The organism is Campylobacter sp. BCW_6467, assembly GCF_001762855.1.
In the GTDB taxonomy this organism is placed as follows: domain Bacteria; phylum Campylobacterota; class Campylobacteria; order Campylobacterales; family Campylobacteraceae; genus Campylobacter_D; species Campylobacter_D jejuni.
This window is the reverse complement of record NZ_MJXP01000017.1, coordinates 39,806-59,531: the sequence shown is the minus strand read 5'-3', so window position 1 is coordinate 59,531 and position 19,726 is coordinate 39,806. Positions and strand designations below refer to the sequence as shown.

The 19,726-nt window shown below is 29.5% G+C and carries 19 protein-coding genes, 1 tRNA gene and 3 pseudogenes; 8 read left to right on the top strand and 15 right to left on the bottom strand.

Annotated elements, in window-relative coordinates; all coding sequences use genetic code 11:
- Positions 1-70: 70 nt before the first annotated feature.
- Together ciaC and AJ888_RS01750 are read right to left on the bottom strand one after the other, a co-directional pair.
- Entirely contained in the window at positions 71-391 is a 321-nt protein-coding gene (gene ciaC, locus AJ888_RS01755) for an invasion antigen CiaC (RefSeq protein ID WP_002861937.1), read from the bottom strand.
- A gap of 55 nt (positions 392-446) precedes the next feature.
- On the bottom strand, positions 447-1,646 hold the full coding sequence (locus AJ888_RS01750) for an MFS transporter (protein WP_002861936.1): 1,200 nt from the start codon (positions 1,644-1,646) through the stop codon (positions 447-449).
- 62 nt (positions 1,647-1,708) lie between these two features.
- Here AJ888_RS01750 and AJ888_RS01745 point away from each other — a divergent pair.
- Positions 1,709-2,286 (top strand): annotated as a pseudogene (locus AJ888_RS01745) (hypothetical protein).
- Here AJ888_RS01745 and pdxA read toward each other — a convergent pair.
- Both pdxA and AJ888_RS01735 read right to left on the bottom strand, forming a co-directional pair.
- On the bottom strand, positions 2,269-3,363 hold the full coding sequence (pdxA, locus tag AJ888_RS01740) for a 4-hydroxythreonine-4-phosphate dehydrogenase (RefSeq protein WP_002861933.1): 1,095 nt from the start codon (positions 3,361-3,363) through the stop codon (positions 2,269-2,271). The pseudogene AJ888_RS01745 and the gene pdxA sit on opposite strands and share 18 nt — an antisense overlap.
- Positions 3,360-4,133 (bottom strand): pyridoxine 5'-phosphate synthase, encoded by a 774-nt coding sequence (locus AJ888_RS01735; protein ID WP_002861932.1) that lies wholly within the window; start codon positions 4,131-4,133, stop codon positions 3,360-3,362. The genes pdxA and AJ888_RS01735 overlap by 4 nt, the downstream gene beginning before the upstream one ends.
- A gap of 56 nt (positions 4,134-4,189) precedes the next feature.
- Between AJ888_RS01735 and AJ888_RS01730 the strand changes: the two genes are divergently transcribed.
- Positions 4,190-5,164, top strand: a complete 975-nt coding sequence (locus AJ888_RS01730; protein WP_002861931.1) for an exopolyphosphatase — start codon at positions 4,190-4,192, stop codon at positions 5,162-5,164.
- Here AJ888_RS01730 and AJ888_RS01725 read toward each other — a convergent pair.
- Genes AJ888_RS01725 through AJ888_RS01690 form a run of 8 tightly spaced genes read right to left on the bottom strand, consistent with a single transcriptional unit; the run spans position 5,161 to position 12,850 of the window.
- Positions 5,161-6,111: an SAM-dependent methyltransferase gene (locus tag AJ888_RS01725; protein ID WP_070296104.1), complete on the bottom strand. Its 951-nt coding sequence runs from the start codon at positions 6,109-6,111 to the stop codon at positions 5,161-5,163. The two genes, AJ888_RS01730 and AJ888_RS01725, sit on opposite strands and share 4 nt — an antisense overlap.
- Positions 6,108-6,929, bottom strand: coding sequence for a M23 family metallopeptidase (locus AJ888_RS01720; protein WP_070233561.1), 822 nt, complete (start codon positions 6,927-6,929; stop codon positions 6,108-6,110). The genes AJ888_RS01725 and AJ888_RS01720 overlap by 4 nt, the downstream gene beginning before the upstream one ends.
- Positions 6,926-8,920 (bottom strand): glycine--tRNA ligase subunit beta, encoded by a 1,995-nt coding sequence (gene glyS / locus AJ888_RS01715; RefSeq protein ID WP_070296103.1) that lies wholly within the window; start codon positions 8,918-8,920, stop codon positions 6,926-6,928. Before glyS ends, AJ888_RS01720 begins: the two co-directional genes overlap by 4 nt.
- 55 nt (positions 8,921-8,975) lie before the next feature.
- Positions 8,976-9,596, bottom strand: a complete 621-nt coding sequence (locus AJ888_RS01710) for an HAD family hydrolase (RefSeq protein WP_052857466.1) — start codon at positions 9,594-9,596, stop codon at positions 8,976-8,978.
- The gene (locus tag AJ888_RS01705; protein WP_002861926.1) at positions 9,593-9,925 is read right to left on the bottom strand and encodes a hypothetical protein; all 333 of its coding nucleotides are present in this window, start codon (positions 9,923-9,925) and stop codon (positions 9,593-9,595) included. Before AJ888_RS01705 ends, AJ888_RS01710 begins: the two co-directional genes overlap by 4 nt.
- A 9-nt stretch (positions 9,926-9,934) precedes the next feature.
- Positions 9,935-11,560: a cation:proton antiporter gene (locus tag AJ888_RS01700; protein WP_002861925.1), complete on the bottom strand. Its 1,626-nt coding sequence runs from the start codon at positions 11,558-11,560 to the stop codon at positions 9,935-9,937.
- A 6-nt stretch (positions 11,561-11,566) separates the two neighbouring features.
- A complete protein-coding gene (gene hspR, locus AJ888_RS01695) occupies positions 11,567-11,941 on the bottom strand; it encodes a heat shock transcriptional regulator HspR (protein ID WP_002861924.1) in 375 nt (124 codons plus the stop codon).
- Between the two features lie 15 nt (positions 11,942-11,956).
- Entirely contained in the window at positions 11,957-12,850 is an 894-nt protein-coding gene (locus tag AJ888_RS01690; RefSeq protein ID WP_002861923.1) for a DnaJ family protein, read from the bottom strand.
- Positions 12,851-13,049: 199 nt separating this feature from the next.
- Here AJ888_RS01690 and htrA point away from each other — a divergent pair, with 199 nt between their 5' ends.
- The 4 genes from htrA (at position 13,050) to AJ888_RS01670 (ending at position 16,629) form a co-directional block, all read left to right on the top strand.
- Complete coding sequence (htrA, locus tag AJ888_RS01685) at positions 13,050-14,468, top strand: serine protease HtrA (RefSeq protein ID WP_002861922.1); 1,419 nt, start codon at positions 13,050-13,052, stop codon at positions 14,466-14,468.
- Between the two features lie 75 nt (positions 14,469-14,543).
- On the top strand, positions 14,544-15,218 hold the full coding sequence (locus tag AJ888_RS01680; RefSeq protein ID WP_002777451.1) for a response regulator transcription factor: 675 nt from the start codon (positions 14,544-14,546) through the stop codon (positions 15,216-15,218).
- Positions 15,215-16,462 (top strand): ArsS family sensor histidine kinase, encoded by a 1,248-nt coding sequence (locus tag AJ888_RS01675; protein ID WP_002861921.1) that lies wholly within the window; start codon positions 15,215-15,217, stop codon positions 16,460-16,462. Before AJ888_RS01680 ends, AJ888_RS01675 begins: the two co-directional genes overlap by 4 nt.
- Before the next feature lie 92 nt (positions 16,463-16,554).
- Positions 16,555-16,629, top strand: a tRNA-Asn gene (locus tag AJ888_RS01670).
- 87 nt (positions 16,630-16,716) lie between these two features.
- On the opposite strand, the pseudogene AJ888_RS09595 reads toward AJ888_RS01670, so the two are convergent.
- The 3 genes and pseudogenes from AJ888_RS09595 to AJ888_RS01660 all read right to left on the bottom strand — a co-directional run.
- A pseudogene (locus AJ888_RS09595) lies at positions 16,717-16,803 on the bottom strand (CopG family transcriptional regulator); the annotation flags it as partial.
- 45 nt (positions 16,804-16,848) lie between these two features.
- A pseudogene (locus AJ888_RS09345) lies at positions 16,849-17,088 on the bottom strand (ribbon-helix-helix domain-containing protein); the annotation flags it as partial.
- Between the two features lie 10 nt (positions 17,089-17,098).
- Positions 17,099-17,698, bottom strand: coding sequence for a bacteriohemerythrin (locus AJ888_RS01660; protein ID WP_002861919.1), 600 nt, complete (start codon positions 17,696-17,698; stop codon positions 17,099-17,101).
- A 148-nt stretch (positions 17,699-17,846) separates the two neighbouring features.
- Here AJ888_RS01660 and dccR point away from each other — a divergent pair, with 148 nt between their 5' ends.
- Together dccR and dccS are read left to right on the top strand one after the other, a co-directional pair.
- Entirely contained in the window at positions 17,847-18,512 is a 666-nt protein-coding gene (gene dccR, locus AJ888_RS01655; RefSeq protein WP_002861918.1) for a two-component system response regulator DccR, read from the top strand.
- Positions 18,505-19,695: a two-component system sensor histidine kinase DccS gene (gene dccS / locus AJ888_RS01650; RefSeq protein ID WP_002861917.1), complete on the top strand. Its 1,191-nt coding sequence runs from the start codon at positions 18,505-18,507 to the stop codon at positions 19,693-19,695. The genes dccR and dccS overlap by 8 nt, the downstream gene beginning before the upstream one ends.
- Positions 19,696-19,726: the final 31 nt, after the last annotated feature.

The window sequence follows — 19,726 nt, the reverse complement described above, 5'->3', positions numbered from 1 at the left end:
GTTATTAGAAAATTTACGAGAATTATTGGAATTCTCGTTTATGTAATTTGAGTTTTGATTGATTTGTATATTAAGCCTTTGTATTGTTTGTGGCATTTCCTGCGTCAATTGTAGCAAAAAGCTTATTTAGCAAAGTCTCCTCATTTTTTTTGTATTGATCTTCTCTCATTTTTTGCCAAGCATAAGATCTAAAATCTTCTCTAACAACACCAAGATCAATGTCTTCATTAGTAAATTTGCTTGAGCTTGTTTTTTCTTCTTCCTTTTCTTCTTTGTTTTTTACTTCATTTAATGTGGCTTGAAATTCATCTGCTGAAGTATTTTTCTCTTTAACCTTTGTTGTGGTGCTAAAAATAGCATTTGATGTTTTTTGAGTATTATCTACTACCATTTTCTCCTCCTTTATTTAACTTTACATTAAACAAAAAAGCAATTTCTATTCCAATTTATATCTTTTTTAAACTTTTTCTTTGAAATTTTTTATAATTTAATTTATCTTTGGCAAAAAGTAAGGCAAAAATCAAAGCAGGGCTTACAAAAAGTGCCGAAAATAAAGCATTAAATTCTATGCCCAATCCTGCTAAAACAATCCCACCTAAAAAACTTGCTAAAGCTATACCTACATTAAAAGCTGCTTCATTTACACTTACTGTGCTGTCTATGACTTTATAAGTATGGCGTTTAGCTTTAGCAATGCTAAGCATTTTTAGCGCAGGTATAGTGGAAAAGGCAAAAAATCCTATCAAAGCTACGCTAAAAATGATTAAAATTTTAGAATGCATGGTGAGAAATACGCTTAAAAATACTAGAACTTGTATGCTTAAAATAAGACGCAAGGAAAAAATAGCACCTTTTTTATCTACTATTTTTCCGCCCCATAAATTCCCGCAAATTGCACAAATTCCATATAAGAGCAAGATATAAGCTGTATCTTGGACTTTAAAACTGCTTATTTCTACGAGTAATTTTTGCAAATAAGTATAAAGAACAAATTGAGCCCCACAGCTACAAATGGTTATAGTATAAGTTTTTAACAAATTTTGATGCGAAAAAGCAGGGATTAGATTTTTAAGACTTGTTGGACTAGGATGTAAATTTTTGGGCATCATATGCCATACTCCAAAAAATGCTAGGCTTGTAATGATAAAAATAAGTAAAAAGATAAATTTAAAGCCAAAATAATGCCCTATGAAAGTTCCAAGTGGCACTCCAGTAACCAAGGCTACAGTAAGTCCTGTGACCATTATAGCTAGAGCGCTTGATTTTTTATCATCTGGGGTTATAGCACTTACAGCTAAGGTAGCAATGACAAAAAATACTCCATGTTGTGTTCCTGCTACAAAACGCGCAAACGCTGTAAGATAGAAATTTTGGCTAAAAAAGATAATGAAATTTGCTAAAGCAAAAATTCCAAGATTGATTAAAAGTTGTGTATGTCTGTGAAAACGACTTAAAGGTATAGTAATAAGAGGAGCACCTATAACAACACCTATAGCATATAAGGTTGTAAGATAGCCCGCAGTTTTTGCATCTACGCTAAAATACGCTTCAACATCAACCAAAACTCCTGCCATAACAAATTCGGTTACACCCATACAAAAAGCACTAAGAGCTAGTGCAAAAAGAGCTTTTTTGTAATTTTGCATTTTAATTTCCTTATAAAAATAAAAACGCATTATAATAAAATAAAAATTTTTAAATGTAAATAATGAAAAAAATTATTTTATTGCTTGGTTTAAGTTTGATGAGTTTAGGGGCTTTGAGTTTTGATGAGCTTATTTATAAAGATGAAGTAAAACCTAGTTTTGATTGCTCTAAAATCAAAGATGATGGCAAAAGTGATGATGAGCTTATGATATGAAATTGGTATATGTAATGAATTTGAGAATAACAAACTTGCTTTAGCAGATAATTCTATAGCAGTTTATATCAAAATATTTCAAAAAAGCAGATAAAAAGATGAAAAAATATTTTAAAGCCATTTCAAAAAAGATGGTCAAAGAAAGAAAAATTTGTATAAAAAATATGCAAAATACAAAAGCAGGGGAAAATCCTATTTTACCTTTACTCAATGCAAGTGATTGCATGCAAGAAGCTTATGCAAAGAGCAAATAAAGATACAAAGATCAAAGAATTTTTAAGCAAATTTTTAAAAATAAAGTTGATAAATATGAAAATTTACTCGCTCAAAGTTTAAATACCAATAAAGATTTGCAAGATTTTATAGACAGCTTAGCTAAAGAAGATTTGATTGATTCTAGGGCTAAATTAAGCCTTAGGATTTAAATTAATTGCGAATTTAGCCGCTTCAAAATAACTTTTAGTGTTGATTTTAGCATTTTTATAGGCCTTATCAAAGGCCGTACCATGATCAACGCTGACGCGTATGATAGGTAAATTTAAACTCACATTGATGCTTTTATCAAAATACAAGGCCTTTAAAGGAGCAAGGGCAAGATCGTGATACATAGCTACCAAGCGATTGCAGTTTTTTAAACCAGCCTTAGTAAAAGCCGTATCAGCTACTAAAGGATAGGGTAGATAAACACCCTTGTCTTTAAAACTTAAAAGCAATTCTTTTTGTAAATTTTCATCTTTTAAAGCTTTTTTGAAAAATTTTTCATCTTTTTTAGAGCGTAAAAAGGCATTAACAAAAGTTATAGATTTTTCCATGATTTTTTCTTCTTCTCCGCCTATGACTCCATAATCTCCAGCGTGAGGATTAAAACCTAAAAGCCCTATTTTTTTAAAATGCGTTTCTTTGTAAAAATCTTTTAAAAAGATGCTTAAATTTTTAAAAGTGATTTTTTTACTCACCTTAGCTAAAGGTACATGTTCGCTAAAAAGTCCTACAAACAGCTCTTTACAACCTAGCATCATAATGGCATTTTTTTTAAAAAAATCCCTTAAAGCATCGGTATGTCCTTTGTATTTAAGTCCTGCGTCTCCCCAAGCTTTTTTGTGTATAGGTAGAGTAAGCAAGGCATGGGCGTGTTTTTCATAGACAAAATAACTTGCCGCCTTAAAGCTTAAAAAACCATAAAGTCCACTTTTTGCATCTATTTCTCCGGCTTTGATTTCAAAATTTTCATCTACTTTAAAGCCTAAAGGAAGGCAAAAAGAGTAAATTTCAAGAGAATTTTGCTTTTTAAGAAATTTAAACTCATAGTCTTTTTTATCTTTAAAAGCTACGATTTTTACATTAAAAGGTTTTAAATTTAAAAGTTTTAAAGCTTTATCAAGCAAGCTTTCGTGGATAAAATAAAAAGGCGTGCAGATTTTACTTAGTTCTTCATGAGAACGCACTAAAATTTCAAGTCCTATGCCGTTTATATCGCCTATGCTAATGGCTAGTTTTTTCATCTTTTAATAAGTTCTTTCATTTCTAAAATAGCGTTTTGAAGTCCTGTAAATACAGATCTTGCTACAATGCTTTGTCCTATATTTAGCTCACAAATTTCTTTAATTTTTGTTATAGGTTTTACATTTTTGTAATTTAAACCATGTCCTGCGGCTACTTTTAAACCAAATTCTGTGCCTTTTTTAGCACAGAGTGTTAAATTTTGCAATTCTTTTTCAAAGTGAGCTTGCAGGGTTTTTTTATCTTGATCAAGTTCTTTTAAGGCAAAAGCAGTATGAGAGATATTGCTAAAAAGTGCGTTGTGTAAATTCGCATAATGTCCTGTATGAAGCTCTATGAATTGGGCTTTTAAAATTTTTGATTTTTCTATATCTTCTAAACTAGGATTGATAAAAAGCGAAACTTCAATGTTTGCACTTTGAAGTTTTTCTATGCTTTGTTTTAATTTAGCATGATTTAAACAAAGCCCTCCTTCTGTAGTAAGCTCTTCTCTTTTTTCAGGCACTAAGGTAACGCGGTGGGGTTTGAGTTTAAGAGCTAAATTTAAAATTTCATCATTTAAAGCACATTCTAAATTGATAGGGCTTTTGCAAAATTTTATAATATTTTCCAAGTCAAAATCCTGAGCATGACGGCGATCTTCTCTTACATGCAAAGTGATTTGATCTCCGTGTTTAGCTGCTATAAAAGCAGCCTCTAAAAGATCAGGATCATTTACCATTCTAGCTTGTCTTAACACTGCGATATGATCGATATTTACACCTAAAAGCATATTTTTCCTTTAGAACTTTTTTTGCTATTATACTATAAAATCAAATAAGGAAAGTCATGTTAGGTATAGATCTTGGTTCAAATACTTTAAGAGCAGTACAAATGGATGAAAAATTAAATAAATTAAAAGAATATGAATTTGTTATTGGGGCAGCGAAAAATCTAAATCAAAGTGGAGAAATTTCTAAAGAAGCCATACAAAGATTAAAAAATACTTTGAGTATTTTAGCTAAAGAGCAAGATTTAAGCAAAGCAAGAGCTGTGGCGACTGCAGCTTTTAGAAAAGCAAGCAATACAAATGAAATTTTTGCCTATTTAAAAGAAGAATTTGGGATTGATTTTAAGCTTATAGATGCTAAAAGTGAAGCTAAGATCAGTGTTTTAGGTATGCAATCAGGTTTAAGAAGGCTTAAAATTTGGGGAGAGTTTGCGTATTGTGATTTAGGAGGGGCTTCTTGTGAGCTTTCTTTTAGAAAAAGTTTTAAAAGTTTTGATTTTGGTATTATTAGTTTTTATGAAAAAAATTGCCATTCTTATTATAAATCTTGTATTTCTTATAAAAAATTGATAAAAAAATATCCTAAATTTATCATCAATATTAAAGATAAAAAACTTAAAATTCATTTTTTAATCGCAAATCCCTATTTAAAGCATTTAGCTTTTATGGCTTTTGATGAGGTGGCTATGATTAAAAAGGAGCTTCGTTCTTTAGGGGCTAAAGCGGTGGTTTTAAATTCCGGAGTTCCTACTACGCTTAGCGCATTAAAACAAAATATAAGCTATGAAAAGTATGAAACAACTAGAGTAAATGGTAAAAAACTTTGCCATAAGGATTTTTTAAATTATGCTATTAAACTTTTTCATATGGAAGAAAAAAAGGCTATAAAAGAAGTAGGCATGATGAGAAAAAATTATTTGAGTGCAGGTTGTTTGCTGTTTTATGCTTTGTTTGATAAACATAAACTTCTAGTCATTGATGAGGGTTTAAGGGAGGGAGTTTGTTTAGCAAGTATGAAAAATATAAAATTTTAGTTTTTTTGAAATTCGAAAAAATGAAATTTTTCATCAAAATTAAAAAATAAAATTTTAGCTTGAGATAAAAAACTTTCGTAAGTTTTAATGTTTTTATTTTTTGTGTATTCTAATAAATCTTCAAAACCAAAATCCATTAAAGCAAGACTTTGTTTTTTAAAAGCTAAAGGTTTAAAATCATATGCTTTGATGAGTTTTTGAAGATGAGTAAAATTGACATTATAGGTTAGATCGCTTTTGCCAAAAAAATCTTTCAAAGGTGCTTCAAAGGGGTTAAAAACTTCGTGCTTTTGATAAATTCTTAAACTAAAATTTTGCACATTAAAAGTTCCATAGTCAAATCCCGCAAATATAAACCTCTCGCAAGCTTGATCCAAATCTTTAAAAAAATTTTCAAGTTCTAAGCTGAGTTCGCCTTTTGTAAGATTTAAAGTTTTGCATTTTGTGATTAAATTTTCATCCATATTTTTAAAAATAAGTTTAAAATTTTCTACAAATGCCATTTTATCATGATCTATAAGTTCACAAGTAAAACTATCAAAAAGTTCATTGCAAAAGAAAAAAGCGTTCTTAAAATGGCATTCTTTAAGGCTATTTTTGTGAGTAAATTCCACTCCTTCTAAGGTCTTTTTCTGTAAATTTTTTAATTTTTCATGCGGTTCTATGATGAAAAAAGAAATTTGAGAAAAAATTTCAGGTCTTAATTCAAGCAAAGCGGCTAAAAAATCACGACTTAAATAGCCTTCATTAGCGCCTATTTCTACAAGTTCTAAAGGGGGTTGTAAAATTTTTTTATCTATTAAATTTAAAATATGCTTGGCTAAAAGTGTGCCAAAAAGATTTCCTACGCTCACAGCAGTAAAAAAATCTCCGTTTTTTCCTATACTTACAGCATTTTTATAATAGCTCTTATGGAGCCAAGCATGGAAAAAGTCACTAAATTTCATTGAAAAATAGCATTAAATTTGGAGACAAAATCCAAAGGATCGACTTGTTTGCCTCCAGCTAAAATTCCAAAATGCAAATGCGGTCCACTTACCCTACCTGTAGCCCCGCTAAGTCCTATAAGCTCACCTTTTTTTATCTTTTGTCCTACTTTAACATCGATTTTAGAAAGATGATAGTATTGTGAATAAATTCCAAAACCATGATCAATGACTACTGAATTTCCTGCAAAATAACGATCTTTTGCAATTTTTACTATGCCTGAATTGGCTGCATAAATAGGTGTTCCTGTGGCAGCTCTAAAGTCTGTTCCACTGTGATAACTTGCTACTTTTTCATTAAAAGTTCTTGCTTTGCCAAAATCACTTGTGATAAAAGATTTTAAAGGTATATTAAAAGCACCGTTAAATAAAGCTTTTGGAGTATAAGAGCTATAAATCGCATTGGCTTCTTTTAATTCTTTAGCGATGCGTTCTTGTACGGTTTTTGGCGGAAAAATCTTTTTGTTTTCAACTTGCAATTTTTCACTTTTATAATTACCTTCTAAAGTTTTTATGAAAATTTCTTCTTTTTTATTTTTATAAAATGCGATAAGTTTTGTATTTTTCGGGGGATTTTTGTAAGGTAAGGAAAAAATAGCTAGAATTTTTTCTTGATTTTTAGGATGTGCAAAGGTGAGAATATTTTTATCATTATTTTTTAAAGATAAAAAATCTTTCTTATCTAGCTCCAAAAATAAAGCTTGACCTTTGATGAGTTCTAAATTTTGAACTCCAAAAAGCCAAAGAGTAAGGCTTAAAAAAAGCCATAAGGCTTTCATAGGCTTAACTCTTTAAGATCGGCGATTTTTAAAAACTCCGCATAAATTTCATAAACCAAAGCTTGGCGATTATTTTTAAGTTTTTCATCTTCAGCATTAATCATCACTTGATTAAAAAACTCATCAATAAAAGGCTTGAGTGCAAAAAGATTTTCAAGTTTTTCTTGTAAAGAGTTGGCTTTAGTTTTTTCTTGAAAAGCTTTGTAAAGTTTGCTTTCTGCTTCTTGAGTAAAAAGACTTTCATCAACTTTATGAGGATTTTTAGTGGCGATATTGGCTAGTCTTTTAAAGGTTGCAAAATTTTCATTAAAATTATCTTTTTTGCTAAGTTTTATAAGAGCATTTACGCTTTGATTGATATGAATAAGATCTGTATTTTGTGAGCTTAAAACCGCTTTTACAAAAGAAGCATTGACCGTATAAAAAGTATAAAGTCTTTCAAAAATAAAATCTTTTAAAATTTGCATATCAAAGCTTTTATAATGACTTGAAAGTTTTTCTAATAAAATTTGGATATCAAATTCTTTATTTAAATTTAGAGCGATTTTAATGATCCCATTGGCTGCTCTTCTTAAGGCATAAGGATCCTTTGTTCCGCTTGGAATTTTTCCTATACTAAAAAGTCCTATAAGGGTATCAAGCTTGTTTGCAAGGGCTACTATGCTTGAAAATTCTGTGCTTGGAAGTGGAGCTTGTTCAGAATTAGGAAGATATTGTTCTTTGATGGCTAAGCAAATTTCATAATCTAAGCCCATTTTTTGCGCATAATAACTTCCCATAATGCCTTGCAAATCAGTAAATTCATAAACCATTTGTGTGGCTAAGTCTGCTTTGGCGTATTTTAGTGCTGTGCTGATATTTTCGATTTTATCATTATGAAGCATTTGACATAAAATTTCAGCAATTTTAATCTCTCTTAAACTTTTATCTTGCATTGTGCCTAAACCTTCAAGATAGGTCATTTTGGCAAGTTTTTCAGGTTGTAAACCATTTTGTAAATCATTTTGATAAAAAAACATTGCATCGCTAAGTCTTGCACGCAAAACTCTTTCATTTCCATGTATGATTTTTGAATAATCCTTACATACTGCATTGCTTACTACTATAAAATGATTACTTAAGCCTTTATCGTTAAAAACTGCAAAATAACGTTGATTTTCTCTCATTGAAGTGATGATTACTTCGCTAGGAATTTCTAAAAATTCTTCTTCAAAGCTTCCTAAAAGTGCATTAGGATATTCTGTGATAGCAACTACTTCAGCTAAAAGCTCCTCATCTTCTCCAATTTGTATATTTTTTTGACTTTCTATGAGTTTAAATTGTTCAAGTATTTTTTCTTTTCTTTTGATTGGATCAAGGATGATATAGTTTTTTTCTAGTAGTTCAAAATATTCTTTTGCATTGTTAAAATCTTGCAAATCATAACTTACACTTCTGTGAATGAAAGTTTTTTTAGCACTTTTTACCCCATAACTTTGAAAATTTACAAGTTCATCATTTAAAATGCAAGCTATAGAACGGATCGCACGAATGAATTCAAAAGAATTTGCACCCCAACGCATACTTTTGCCAAAACTAAGACTTTTTAGAAATTTTTCTACCATTTCTCCTAAAATTTCTTGACTTTGTAAACCTTTGATAGCTTTTTGATGATATAAAACTTCCTTACCTTTGATTTCTTTAAAAGCGAGTTCATTTTCACTGATCCCTGCTTTTTGCAGGAAGCTTTGTCCCGCAGGAGTTAAAACTCCATCTTTATAAGCAACATTTTTAGGTGCTCCTATAAATTCAGCAAAACTATCTTCTTGTTTGTCTGCAAAATTTTCATGAAAAAAAACTAAACGACGCGGAGTATAATAAAATTTAAAATCACTTACCAAGCGATATTCTTCTAAAACATTTTTCCATTTTTTTTCTATATTAGCTAATTCTTTTAACAAAGGAATAGCAGGTAATTCTTCTGTGCCAATTTCTATTAATAATTCACTCATAATTTACTCTTTTTAAAATTTGTTTCTAATTTTAACTAAAATTTCATTAAAAAACTTATAAATACTTTTGCAAAAAGCCTTTAAGTTCACTAGCGTTGCTAAATTCATTTTCTTTTAAATCTTTTTGATACCATTTGGCATGAAAATAAGGCAAATTGGCATTTTTAGCACATTCTTTATCTTTTTGACTATCTCCTATAAAAACGCTTGTTTTATGTGGAGCCTCGCTTTTTAAAAGCTCTAGCATCATAGGATGAGGTTTGGGTTCTATACCAAAACTTATGCCTAAAATTTTATCAAAATAAGGAATGATATCGTGTTTTTTAAGTATGCTTGAAAGTGAGCTTTGAGGGGCGTTAGTGGCAATAGCTAAAAAACAATTTTTGCTTTTTAAAAATTCTAAAAGTTCCTTCACTCCTTCAAAAAGCACCACGCTTTGTTCATAGTGTTTGACAAAATATTTTTCATAGCCTTCTTTAAAACTAGAATGATGGAAATTTTCTATATTATAAAGTTCTTTTGCCCAGTCAATATTGGGAGTATTGATGGTTTGCATAATGATTTCTCTTGAAAGTGGGGCTAGGTTTAAATCCTGCCTTATTTCATTAACTGCATAAGAAATGGCATTTGCACTATCGATTAAAGTTCCATCCATATCAAAAAATATATTAATCATTCATAATCCTTTAAATAATTTTTATGTTTTTCTTTTTTCTCACCTTGTTTTTTTTGCCTATCTAAAGCATTGGCAAGATTTAAAAGTTCACTTTTTTCTTTGGAAAAATCTAAACAAGCATTGACAAAAAATTCAAGATTTTTTGCATAGGTTGAGTTAAGATTTACCGCGGGATTTTTTTCAAAAAATTTAGCATTTTTTAACATTCTTTCTTCAAATTTAGTTTTATCAAAATCTTCTTTTTTAAGCGCAGATATGGCGCCATTGAAAAATTTTTCAAGATTTCTTAGGTATTTTACACGTAAGGCTTTTTCTTTATTTTTTGTCAAAATTCTTCCTTAGGTATTTTTATGAATGCGACATTCTAGCGCTTCTTGAACTAAATTTCTAGCGATTACTTTTTCAGAGCGAATGATGCGTATATTTTCATCTATGCTTGAAAAAAGCATCTTTTTCAAAGTTCCATTTACATGAATGATAGTATCTATAGGTTTTGGATAATTAGCTAGTACTTGACATAAAATTTCAAGTTTAGCTTCATTTGTAACTGTGATAATAGCTACGGCACATTCTTCTATATTGGCAATTTTTAAGGTTTCTTCTTGAGCAGCATTAGCAAAAACGACATTTTCGCCTCGACTAACTCCAAGTTCTACTAAATTTAAATCACTTTCTAAAACTAGGTAAGGCACACCTGTGTTTTTGATTTTTTGAACAACTTCTTGACCTAAACGTCCGTAGCCAAAAACAACAAGATGATTTTTAAGCTTGATATTGCTGTCAATATTTTGCACAGCGTTGGTATTAAGCGCTATATCTTCTACAACATTGGTAATTTTTCTTATATTGTTTAAAATAAAAGGCGTGATAATCATGGTTAAAATAGAAACAACAATTAAAATTTGTGAAGTTTTGATATCAAGCATATTTTTTGCTTGTAAAAGAGAAAAAATTGCTAGGGCGAATTCGCCAATTTGCGCTATGGCAAAAGCTGTTTTAAGTGCTACTCTTTTTTTGGTGTAAAGAAATAAAAAGCCAAAAACTATGCCAAATTTTAAAGCCATTACAAGAAGGGTTAAAACTATGATTAAAAACCAATTTTGCGCCACTACATCAAGTTGAATTTGCATGCCTACAGTTATGAAAAAAAGCCCTAAAAGCAAATCTCTAAATGGGATTAAGTCCGCTTCTATTTTGTGTTTATATTTTGTTTCTGCTATCAAAGCACCTGCTATAAAAGCACCCAAAGAATAAGAAAATCCAAAATAATTTGCTAAAAAACTTGCTCCAATAACCATAAATAAAACAGTACTAATAAAAATTTCCTGAGAAGAAGTGTGGATAATGAGTCTAAAAATTCTATCCACTAGATATTTACCTATGAAAAATAATAAAGTGATTAAAATAAGTGCTGAAATTAAAGTGGTAAAAAGGAGTTTTTCTATGTTTTGATTGTTGGATGAAAAAATATCTACAAGCAAAAGCAAAGGAATAACGGCTATATCTTGAAAAAGCAAAATTCCCAATGCTTTTCTACCATATTGCTCATTTATATCGCCATTATCATTTAAAATTTTAAGCACTACTGCGGTTGAAGAAAGTGCTAGTGCAAAGCCTACTATGGTAGCGCTTTTATCTCCAAGTCCTAAAATTCCTATAGCAAGTAGCATAAAAACAAAGCCACAAGTAAGCATCTGCAAAGAGCCGTTTAAAAAAACTTCTTGTTTCATTGCCATTAAATGCTTAAAAGAAAATTCAAGCCCTATGGTAAACATTAAAAATACTATACCAAATTCGGCTATATGGGTGATTTCGCCTTTGCCACTTAAATGATAAATTTCAGAAATGATTTCTCCAGCAGCTATATATCCAATGATAGTTGGAATTTCAAATTTTTTAAATATGACATTTAAAATTATAGCTATAGCAACGGTAATTAAAAAAATTTCTAAAAAATTATCCATTATTTTTTATTTTTTCTCATAAAAAATCAAGTCAAAGCTATTTTTATGCTTGACAACGGCTTTACTAGCCGCTTCTTTATCTTGTTGTTTACTTAATTCTAAGCGTAGTTCATCAATTAAATTTTCAAATTCGTGAAGTTGGTTTTTTAATTTTAAGATAACATCTACTCCAGCAAGATTGATTCCCATGTCTCTTGTTAAACGCAATATAAGTTTAATACGGTCAATATCCCTTTGAGAATAAAGTCTTATTTTGCCATCGGTTCTACTTGGCTCTATCAATCCTTCTCTTTCGTATTGCCTTAAGGTTTGTGGATGTATGCTTAAAACTTTAGCCACAACACTGATTAAATATACAGGTTCATCATAATGGTGTTCCATATTTTATTCCTTTCTTTAAGGTAATTTTTCTTTTAAGAGTTCTATAAATTTTTCATCAAGAGCATCTAAATTTGGCAAAACAACATTTAAAATCAAATACATATCTCCATAAATATCACTTTTTCTATTTTGCACCCCATAACCTTTTAAACGAATTTTTTGGTTATTTTTTGAATTAGGTGTTATGTTAATTGTCGCTTCTTCCTTGCCTTCTTTGAGTGTTTTTATATTTATTTTTCCACCAAAAAGTGCAGTTTTTAAAGAAATATCAACCTTTTGATATAAATCATCATCTTCTCTTGTGTAAATAGGACTTTCTTCTATTTTTACAATAATGATTAAATCGCCTCTAGCTCCATTTCTGCTTTGTTTTCCTTTAGAGCGAATTCTTAGTTTCTCGCCTTCTTTTATACCGTGTGGAATTTTAAATTTAATGGTTTCGCCTTGAAAATTAAAACTATGTTCCCCGCCTTTAACAGCTTTTTCAAAAGGAATGTGAAGCTCTAGATTGCTGTCTAAATTTTCTTCTTCAAAACCTCCAAATCCTCCAAAACCACTGCTAAAGCCTTTTGAAGAAAAGCCGTTAAAACCCCCTCTTGAGCGTCCACCAAAGCCTCCTCCAAAGAGATCTTTTAAAATATCGTCTAAATTTACCCCACCAGTATTTTTTGAAAAATCATGAAAACTTTGTCCACCAAACATAGAATCGCCGTATTGGTCATACTGAGCTCGTTTTTTTTCGTCACTTAAAATTTCATAAGCAGCATTAATTTCTTTAAATTTTTCTTCCGCACCTTTTTCTTTGTTGATATCAGGATGGTATTTTCTAGCTAGGCGACGGTAAGCTTTTTTTATTTCATCTGCACTAGCGTTTTTGCTAACTCCAAGAGTTTCGTATAAACTATTCATGTTATATTTCCTTAAAAATTTTTACTTGATTATATAAAGGATTAAATTATAACATAAACTTTAGCCTAAGTCAATCAAGTTTTATAAATTTTTATCACTCAAGGTTTTATTTACAATTTTGTAAATTTTCGGTTTTATACTATGAAGACAGTAAAATATTTTACGAGATAATTTATCTTTAAGAACAAAAGGAAATGAAATGAAAAAGATTTTTTTATCATTAAGTTTAGCGAGTGCTTTATTTGCCGCAAGTATTAATTTTAACGAATCAACTACAACGGCTAATCGTGTAAATCCTGCTGCTGGAAATGTAGTGCTTTCTTATCATGATTCTATTAAAGATGCAAAAAAATCAGTGGTTAATATTTCTACCTCAAAAACTATTACAAGAGCGAATCGTCCAAGTCCTTTGGATGATTTTTTTAATGATCCTTATTTTAAACAATTTTTTGATTTTGATTTTCCTCAAAGAAAAGGAAAAAATGATAAAGAAGTAGTGAGTTCTTTGGGATCAGGGGTGATTATTTCAAAAGATGGTTATATAGTAACAAATAATCACGTTGTAGATGATGCTGATACGATTACAGTGAATTTACCAGGAAGTGATACAGAATATAAAGCAAAACTTATAGGTAAAGATCCAAAAACAGATTTGGCTGTTATAAAAATAGAGGCTAATAATCTTTCAGCTATTACTTTCACAAATTCTGATGATTTAATGGAAGGAGATGTTGTTTTTGCACTTGGAAATCCTTTTGGAGTCGGTTTTAGTGTTACAAGTGGGATAATATCTGCTTTAAATAAAGACAATATAGGTTTAAATCAATATGAAAATTTTATACAAACAGATGCTTCTATCAATCCAGGAAATTCAGGTGGAGCTTTGGTGGATAGTCGCGGATATTTAGTAGGTATTAATTCAGCTATTCTTTCTCGCGGAGGTGGAAACAACGGCATAGGTTTTGCTATACCTTCAAATATGGTTAAAGATATAGCTAAAAAACTTATTGAAAAAGGCAAGATTGATAGAGGATTTTTGGGTGTGACTATTTCAGCTTTGCAAGGTGATACTAAAAAAGCTTACAAAAATCAAGAAGGAGCTTTAATCACTGATGTTCAAAAAGGTTCAAGTGCTGATGAAGCAGGGCTTAAGCGTGGAGATTTAGTTACTAAAGTTAATGATAAGGTTATAAAAAGTCCTATTGATCTTAAAAATTATATAGGAACTTTAGAGATTGGTCAAAAAATTTCATTAAGTTACGAAAGAGATGGAGAAAATAAGCAAGCAAATTTTACTCTTAAAGGTGAAAAAGAAAATCCTAAAGGCGTACAAAGCGATTTGATTGATGGTTTGAGTTTGAGAAATTTGGAACCAAGACTTAAGGATCGTTTGCAAATTCCAAAAGATGTTAATGGTGTTTTGGTGGATAGTGTTAAAGAAAAGAGCAAAGGAAAAAATTCTGGTTTCCAAGAGGGTGATATTATCATAGGTGTTGGACAAAGTGAAATTAGAAATTTAAAAGATTTAGAACAAGCTTTAAAACAAGTTAATAAAAAAGAATTTACTAAAGTTTGGGTATATCGCAATGGTTTTGCGACTTTGCTTGTGCTTAAATAAAAATAACGGAAGGATTTTCCTTTCGTTATAAATTTTAGTTTAAAATTAAAATTAAGTTTAAAATAAAGGAAAACTATGACAAATATTCTTATGATAGAAGACGATTTAGAATTAGCGGAAATTACAGCTGAATATTTGGAAAAATTTGATATGAAAGTTGATATAGCTCATGAGCCTTATATAGGTCTTTCTAAGCTCGCATTAAAAGAGTATCAGCTTATCATTTTAGACCTTTCTTTGCCAGGGCTTGATGGGCTTGAAGTATGTGAAGAAATTCGTAAAAAGTATGATACGCCTATTATTATTTCAAGTGCAAGACATGATATTACAGATAAGGTTAATGCTTTAGAGCTTGGAGCAGATGATTACCTACCAAAACCTTATAATCCAAAAGAATTACAAGCACGTATTAAAAGTCATTTAAGACGTATTTCAAATACAAAAAGCGCCATAGCAAAAAGTGTAAAAGATCTTGTTTATGATCAATATAAGCATATTATTACTATGAAAGGACAAGAGCTTACTTTAACTAATGCTGAATTTGATATTTTAAGCTATTTAATTAAAAAAGAGGGTGGAGTGGTAAGTCGTGAAGAGCTTGTTTATAATTGTTCTTCTATTAGTGAGGATTCTAGCAATAAAAGTATAGATGTTATTATCAGTAGAATTCGTCAAAAGATGGGAGATGATCCAAAAACTCCAAAATATATTCACTCTATACGTGGAATAGGTTATAAGCTTACTCAATGAATAAATCTTCGATTTTTTATACTATAACTTTTATTTTTATTTTTGCTGGGGTTAGTGTTATACTTGGCTTTTTATGGCTTATAGAATATGATCAGCAAAATTATACTAGAGAATTAAATACAAAATATTCTTTGATAGCTAATGCAAGGCTCTTAAATTTTGCAGGAGTTATCAGTGAAAAAGAATTTGAAGAGCAGACAAAAAATTATAATAAAATGGATGAGATAACAGAAGCAAAGCAGATCCGTAAAATTCTTTTTAGAGGTGATGTTTTAGCTAGGGTTGAGGTTAATAATGGCTTAATCGAGATTATTTCTTATAATAGACAGGTGTATTTAAATATTATTTATGATGGAAAGGTTTATCTTTATAAGGATCAAGATTATCAAACCTATAGGTATTTTATTATCAAAGCTATAGCTGTAGCTATGATTTGTATTCTTGTATTGCTTTATATTTATATATTTAAAAAATTAAAACCACTCAAAAGACTTAAAAAACAAATTGATAAATTTGCCCAAGGAAAGCTTAGTGATATAGAAGATGTAAGCACTGGGGTGGATGAAATTTCACAAGTAAGTGAAGCTTTTTATCAAGCCATTGTTCAAATTCGAAAGCTAAACCAATCTCGTCAGTTTTTTTTAAGAAATATTATGCATGAACTCAAAACTCCTATTACTAAAGGGCTCTTAACGTTAGAAATGATAGAAGATAATAAATATAAAGAGCGCTTAAATGGGGTTTTTACTAGACTTGAAATTTTAATTAATGAATTTGCTGCTATTGAGCAAATTACTTCAGGGGCTGCTTTTATAAATAGAAAAAAATACAATATTTTAGATGTTTTAGATGAAGCCAAAGAAATTGCAATGCGAGATGATAGCAATATACGTATTTTTATGGAAGAAAGTTTTTTTGTAAATGTGGATTTTAAACTTTTTACTACAGCGATTAAAAATATGATAGATAATGGTATTAAACATTCTGAAGATGGGTTTGTGCAAATTGATATTATAGATGATTATATTTGTTTTAAAAATCGTGGTCCTGAGCTTAACAATACTTTAGAATACTATACTCAAGCTTTTACTCAAGGATCAAAACAAAAATCAAGTTTTGGATTAGGGCTTTATATTGTAAATACTATTTTAGAAACACATGGAATGAAGCTTGATTATTTATATGAAGATGGGGTAAATTTGTTTTATTTTAGAAATTTAAAAAGTATTATTGTTAAGGAGTAAATTAATTTTTTGCATAAAAAATGCATTTTTATGTAAAAACCCTTGACAAAGTTTTTTAATTTCACTATAATCACATTTTATTTTTTAAATATTCCGGATTAGCTCAGCGGTAGAGTAGTCGGCTGTTAACCGATTGGTCGTAGGTTCGAATCCTACATCCGGAGCCACTTTTTAACTCCATTTTTAGTATTCATAAATGTATTTTAATATGAAAAATTAATAAGTCTTTATCACAAAAAATTGTGATAAAGTTTTTATTTTGTTTCTTTAAGATTTTTGACAATTTTATCTATTTTTTTACTTGCCTTTTGATAATCCCCATCTTTAAGTTCTTCTAAAGCTTCAATAGCAAAATCAAAATCACCAAGTTCGTTATCATTAGAATCTTCTTGAAGATTTTTAACAATTTTATCTATTTTTTTACTTGCCTTTTGATAATCCCCATCTTTAAGTTCTTCTAGGGCATTAACAGCAAAAGAAAAATCTTCAACTTCATTAAGATAAGCTTCTATAGCTTCTTTTACTATAGCTGATTTTGGCTTAGAAAGATTCTTACTTAAATTATCCAAACGCTCCTTAAGCTCTAAAGGCATTCTAAAAGAATAAGTTTTTACATTGTGTTTCATTTTATCCTCCTTAAGAATGTTTTTTGTAAAATTTTATAATTTGCTTACAAGTTTTGCAGGTAAATTTGTGACCTTGTAGTTCTATTTTTTGATGAATGTTATAAGGAACATCGTGAATTTTACCAGGACAATTACAGATATAAAGATAAAATTGTGGATGCTCATTATCTTCATCTTCTGCTGCTTCAAAGCTAATATCACTGCCATCATCTGTAGATAAAGAAGAACTTCTCCATTTTTCAACTTTCATGTCTTCGTATAGTATGTGTTCTAAAAGCCACTTTTTAGCCACTATATAAAGTTTTTCTTTAAGATCATTGGTTGATTTGATATCTTTGATTAAATTAATCATGGTTTGGATGATTTCTTTATGTATTTTTCGATGTTCTTCTAAATTTGGATAGCCTATTAGCTGCATGTATTTTTCTTCATCATTAAAGTGATCTTTCATATAATTAAAAAATTCAGCCAAAAGTTCTTTGACTTCATTTTTACTTACAGATCTATCTGATACAACTTCAACTTTTGCAGCAAGTTCAAAAAGCTTTTTATGTTGCTCGTCAATTTTAGCATTGTGCACACTATAGCTATTATCCCATTTTGGAAGCATTTTAACTCCTTAAGGAAAAATTTATTTATATAAAAGGATTATAGATAAAAATAAATTAAATAAAAATGAAATTTTATTAAATAATTGATAAGAATTTTGATACAATGATATATATTTTAAGAGATTTGAAGTTAGAAAGATTTAAATTATGGCTGCTAAAATTTTACTTTTAGAAGATGATTTGAGTTTGAGTGAGATCATTGAAGAGTTTTTAAATGATGAAGGATATGAAGTATTTTTATGCGATAATGCGCAAGAAGCTTTAGATATAGCTTATGAAAGATATTTTGATCTTTGGATTTTAGATGTAAAAGTTCCTTTAGGAGATGGATTTTCATTGCTTAAAGAATTAAGAAAAAGCGGAAAGCAAACTCCAGCAATTTTCATGACTTCTTTAAATACAACAAACGATTTAAAACAAGGCTTTGATGCAGGTTGTGATGATTACATAAAAAAACCTTTTGAACTTACCGAGTTATCTATCAGGGTTAAAGCTTTGCTTAAAAGAGCTTTTTCACATAAAAATGAAGATTTTGAAGATTTAGGGGATGGATTTAGATTTGAATTTACTACACAAATTCTTTACTATAATAATAAAGCCTTGACTTTACCGAGTAAAGAAATTAAGCTTTTGTCTTTATTGCTTAAAAATAAAAACAACTTTTTAAGCACAGAGAGAATTTTTGAAGAACTCTGGGATTATGATGAAGAGCCTAGTGAGCTAAGTTTAAGGGCTTATGTGAAAAATTTACGTAAAATTTTAGGAAAAGAAAAAATTATAAATCAAAGAGGCAGGGGATATTGCTATGGCTAAAAAAGTCATTAGGCAAATTTTATTAATCTACCTAACAACTACAGGTATTTTTTTAACTATTTTTTTTGCATTATGGTATCAAAAATTATATGAAGAATTGGTTGTTTTAAAGGGTGCTACTTTAAGAGAAAATCATAGAAATATTGTTATAAGCATCTTAAATTCTCGTTTTACTCCTATAGATATAAGTGCAAAAAATATTGCTCAAAGTGCAGCACTAAAATTTGCTATATTTGATGCTAAAAAGATTGTTTTTAGTAATATAGATTTTGATTTAAGAAAGGCAAAGATAGAGTTTAAAGGTAGAGGTATTTGTGATAATAAGGTTTTTTTTCTTGCTCCTATGAGTGCAGATCATTATTTTTTAAGACATGCTAGCAATGAAGAAGTAAATACTAACGATGGTTTGCAAATTTTAATACAGGGTGAAGATGTTGGTAAAGATCTTTTTTGGATTAGAACGAAAGTTTTTGGTTTTGCTGTTATGGCTTTTTGCATATTGGGCTTAATATCTTATATTCTAGTAAAAATTGCTCTAAAGCCTTTAGAGGATAAAATCAGCACACTAAATCGTTTTATTAAAGATTCAACTCATGAACTCAATACTCCATTAAGTGTTATTTTGATGAGTATAGAACAACTTGAGCATCAAAATTTAGGAGATAATGCTAAATTTACAAGGATTAAGCTTGCTGCAAAAAGTTTGTCTCAAGTGTATTCTGATCTTGTTTTTTATAATTTCCCTAATACCTTAGAAACAGAAAAACAAAAATTTGATTTAAGAATGCTACTTGAAGAAAGATTGGAATATTTTAAAGTATTTTTTGAGCAAAAAAAAATTACACTAAAGCTTGATTTAAATCAAGCAAATATTTTTGCCCCTAAAAATCAAATTTCTAAATTGATTGATAATCTTATAAACAATGCTATTAAATACAATAAAAAAGGTGGAGTAATTTCTATAATTTTGAAAGCCAATTTTTTAAGTATTGCGGATACAGGTTGTGGAATTTCAAAGTCAAATTTAAATCAAATTTTTGATAGATATACAAGATTTAATACCGATCAAGGAGGATTTGGTATAGGACTTTCTTTGGTTAAAAAAATATGCGATGATAATGATATTAAGATTATTTGCGAATCTGTAGAAAATCAAGGGAGTGTTTTTAAATTAAATTGGTAATCAGCAAGAATTTTTCTTGCTGATAAGAGGT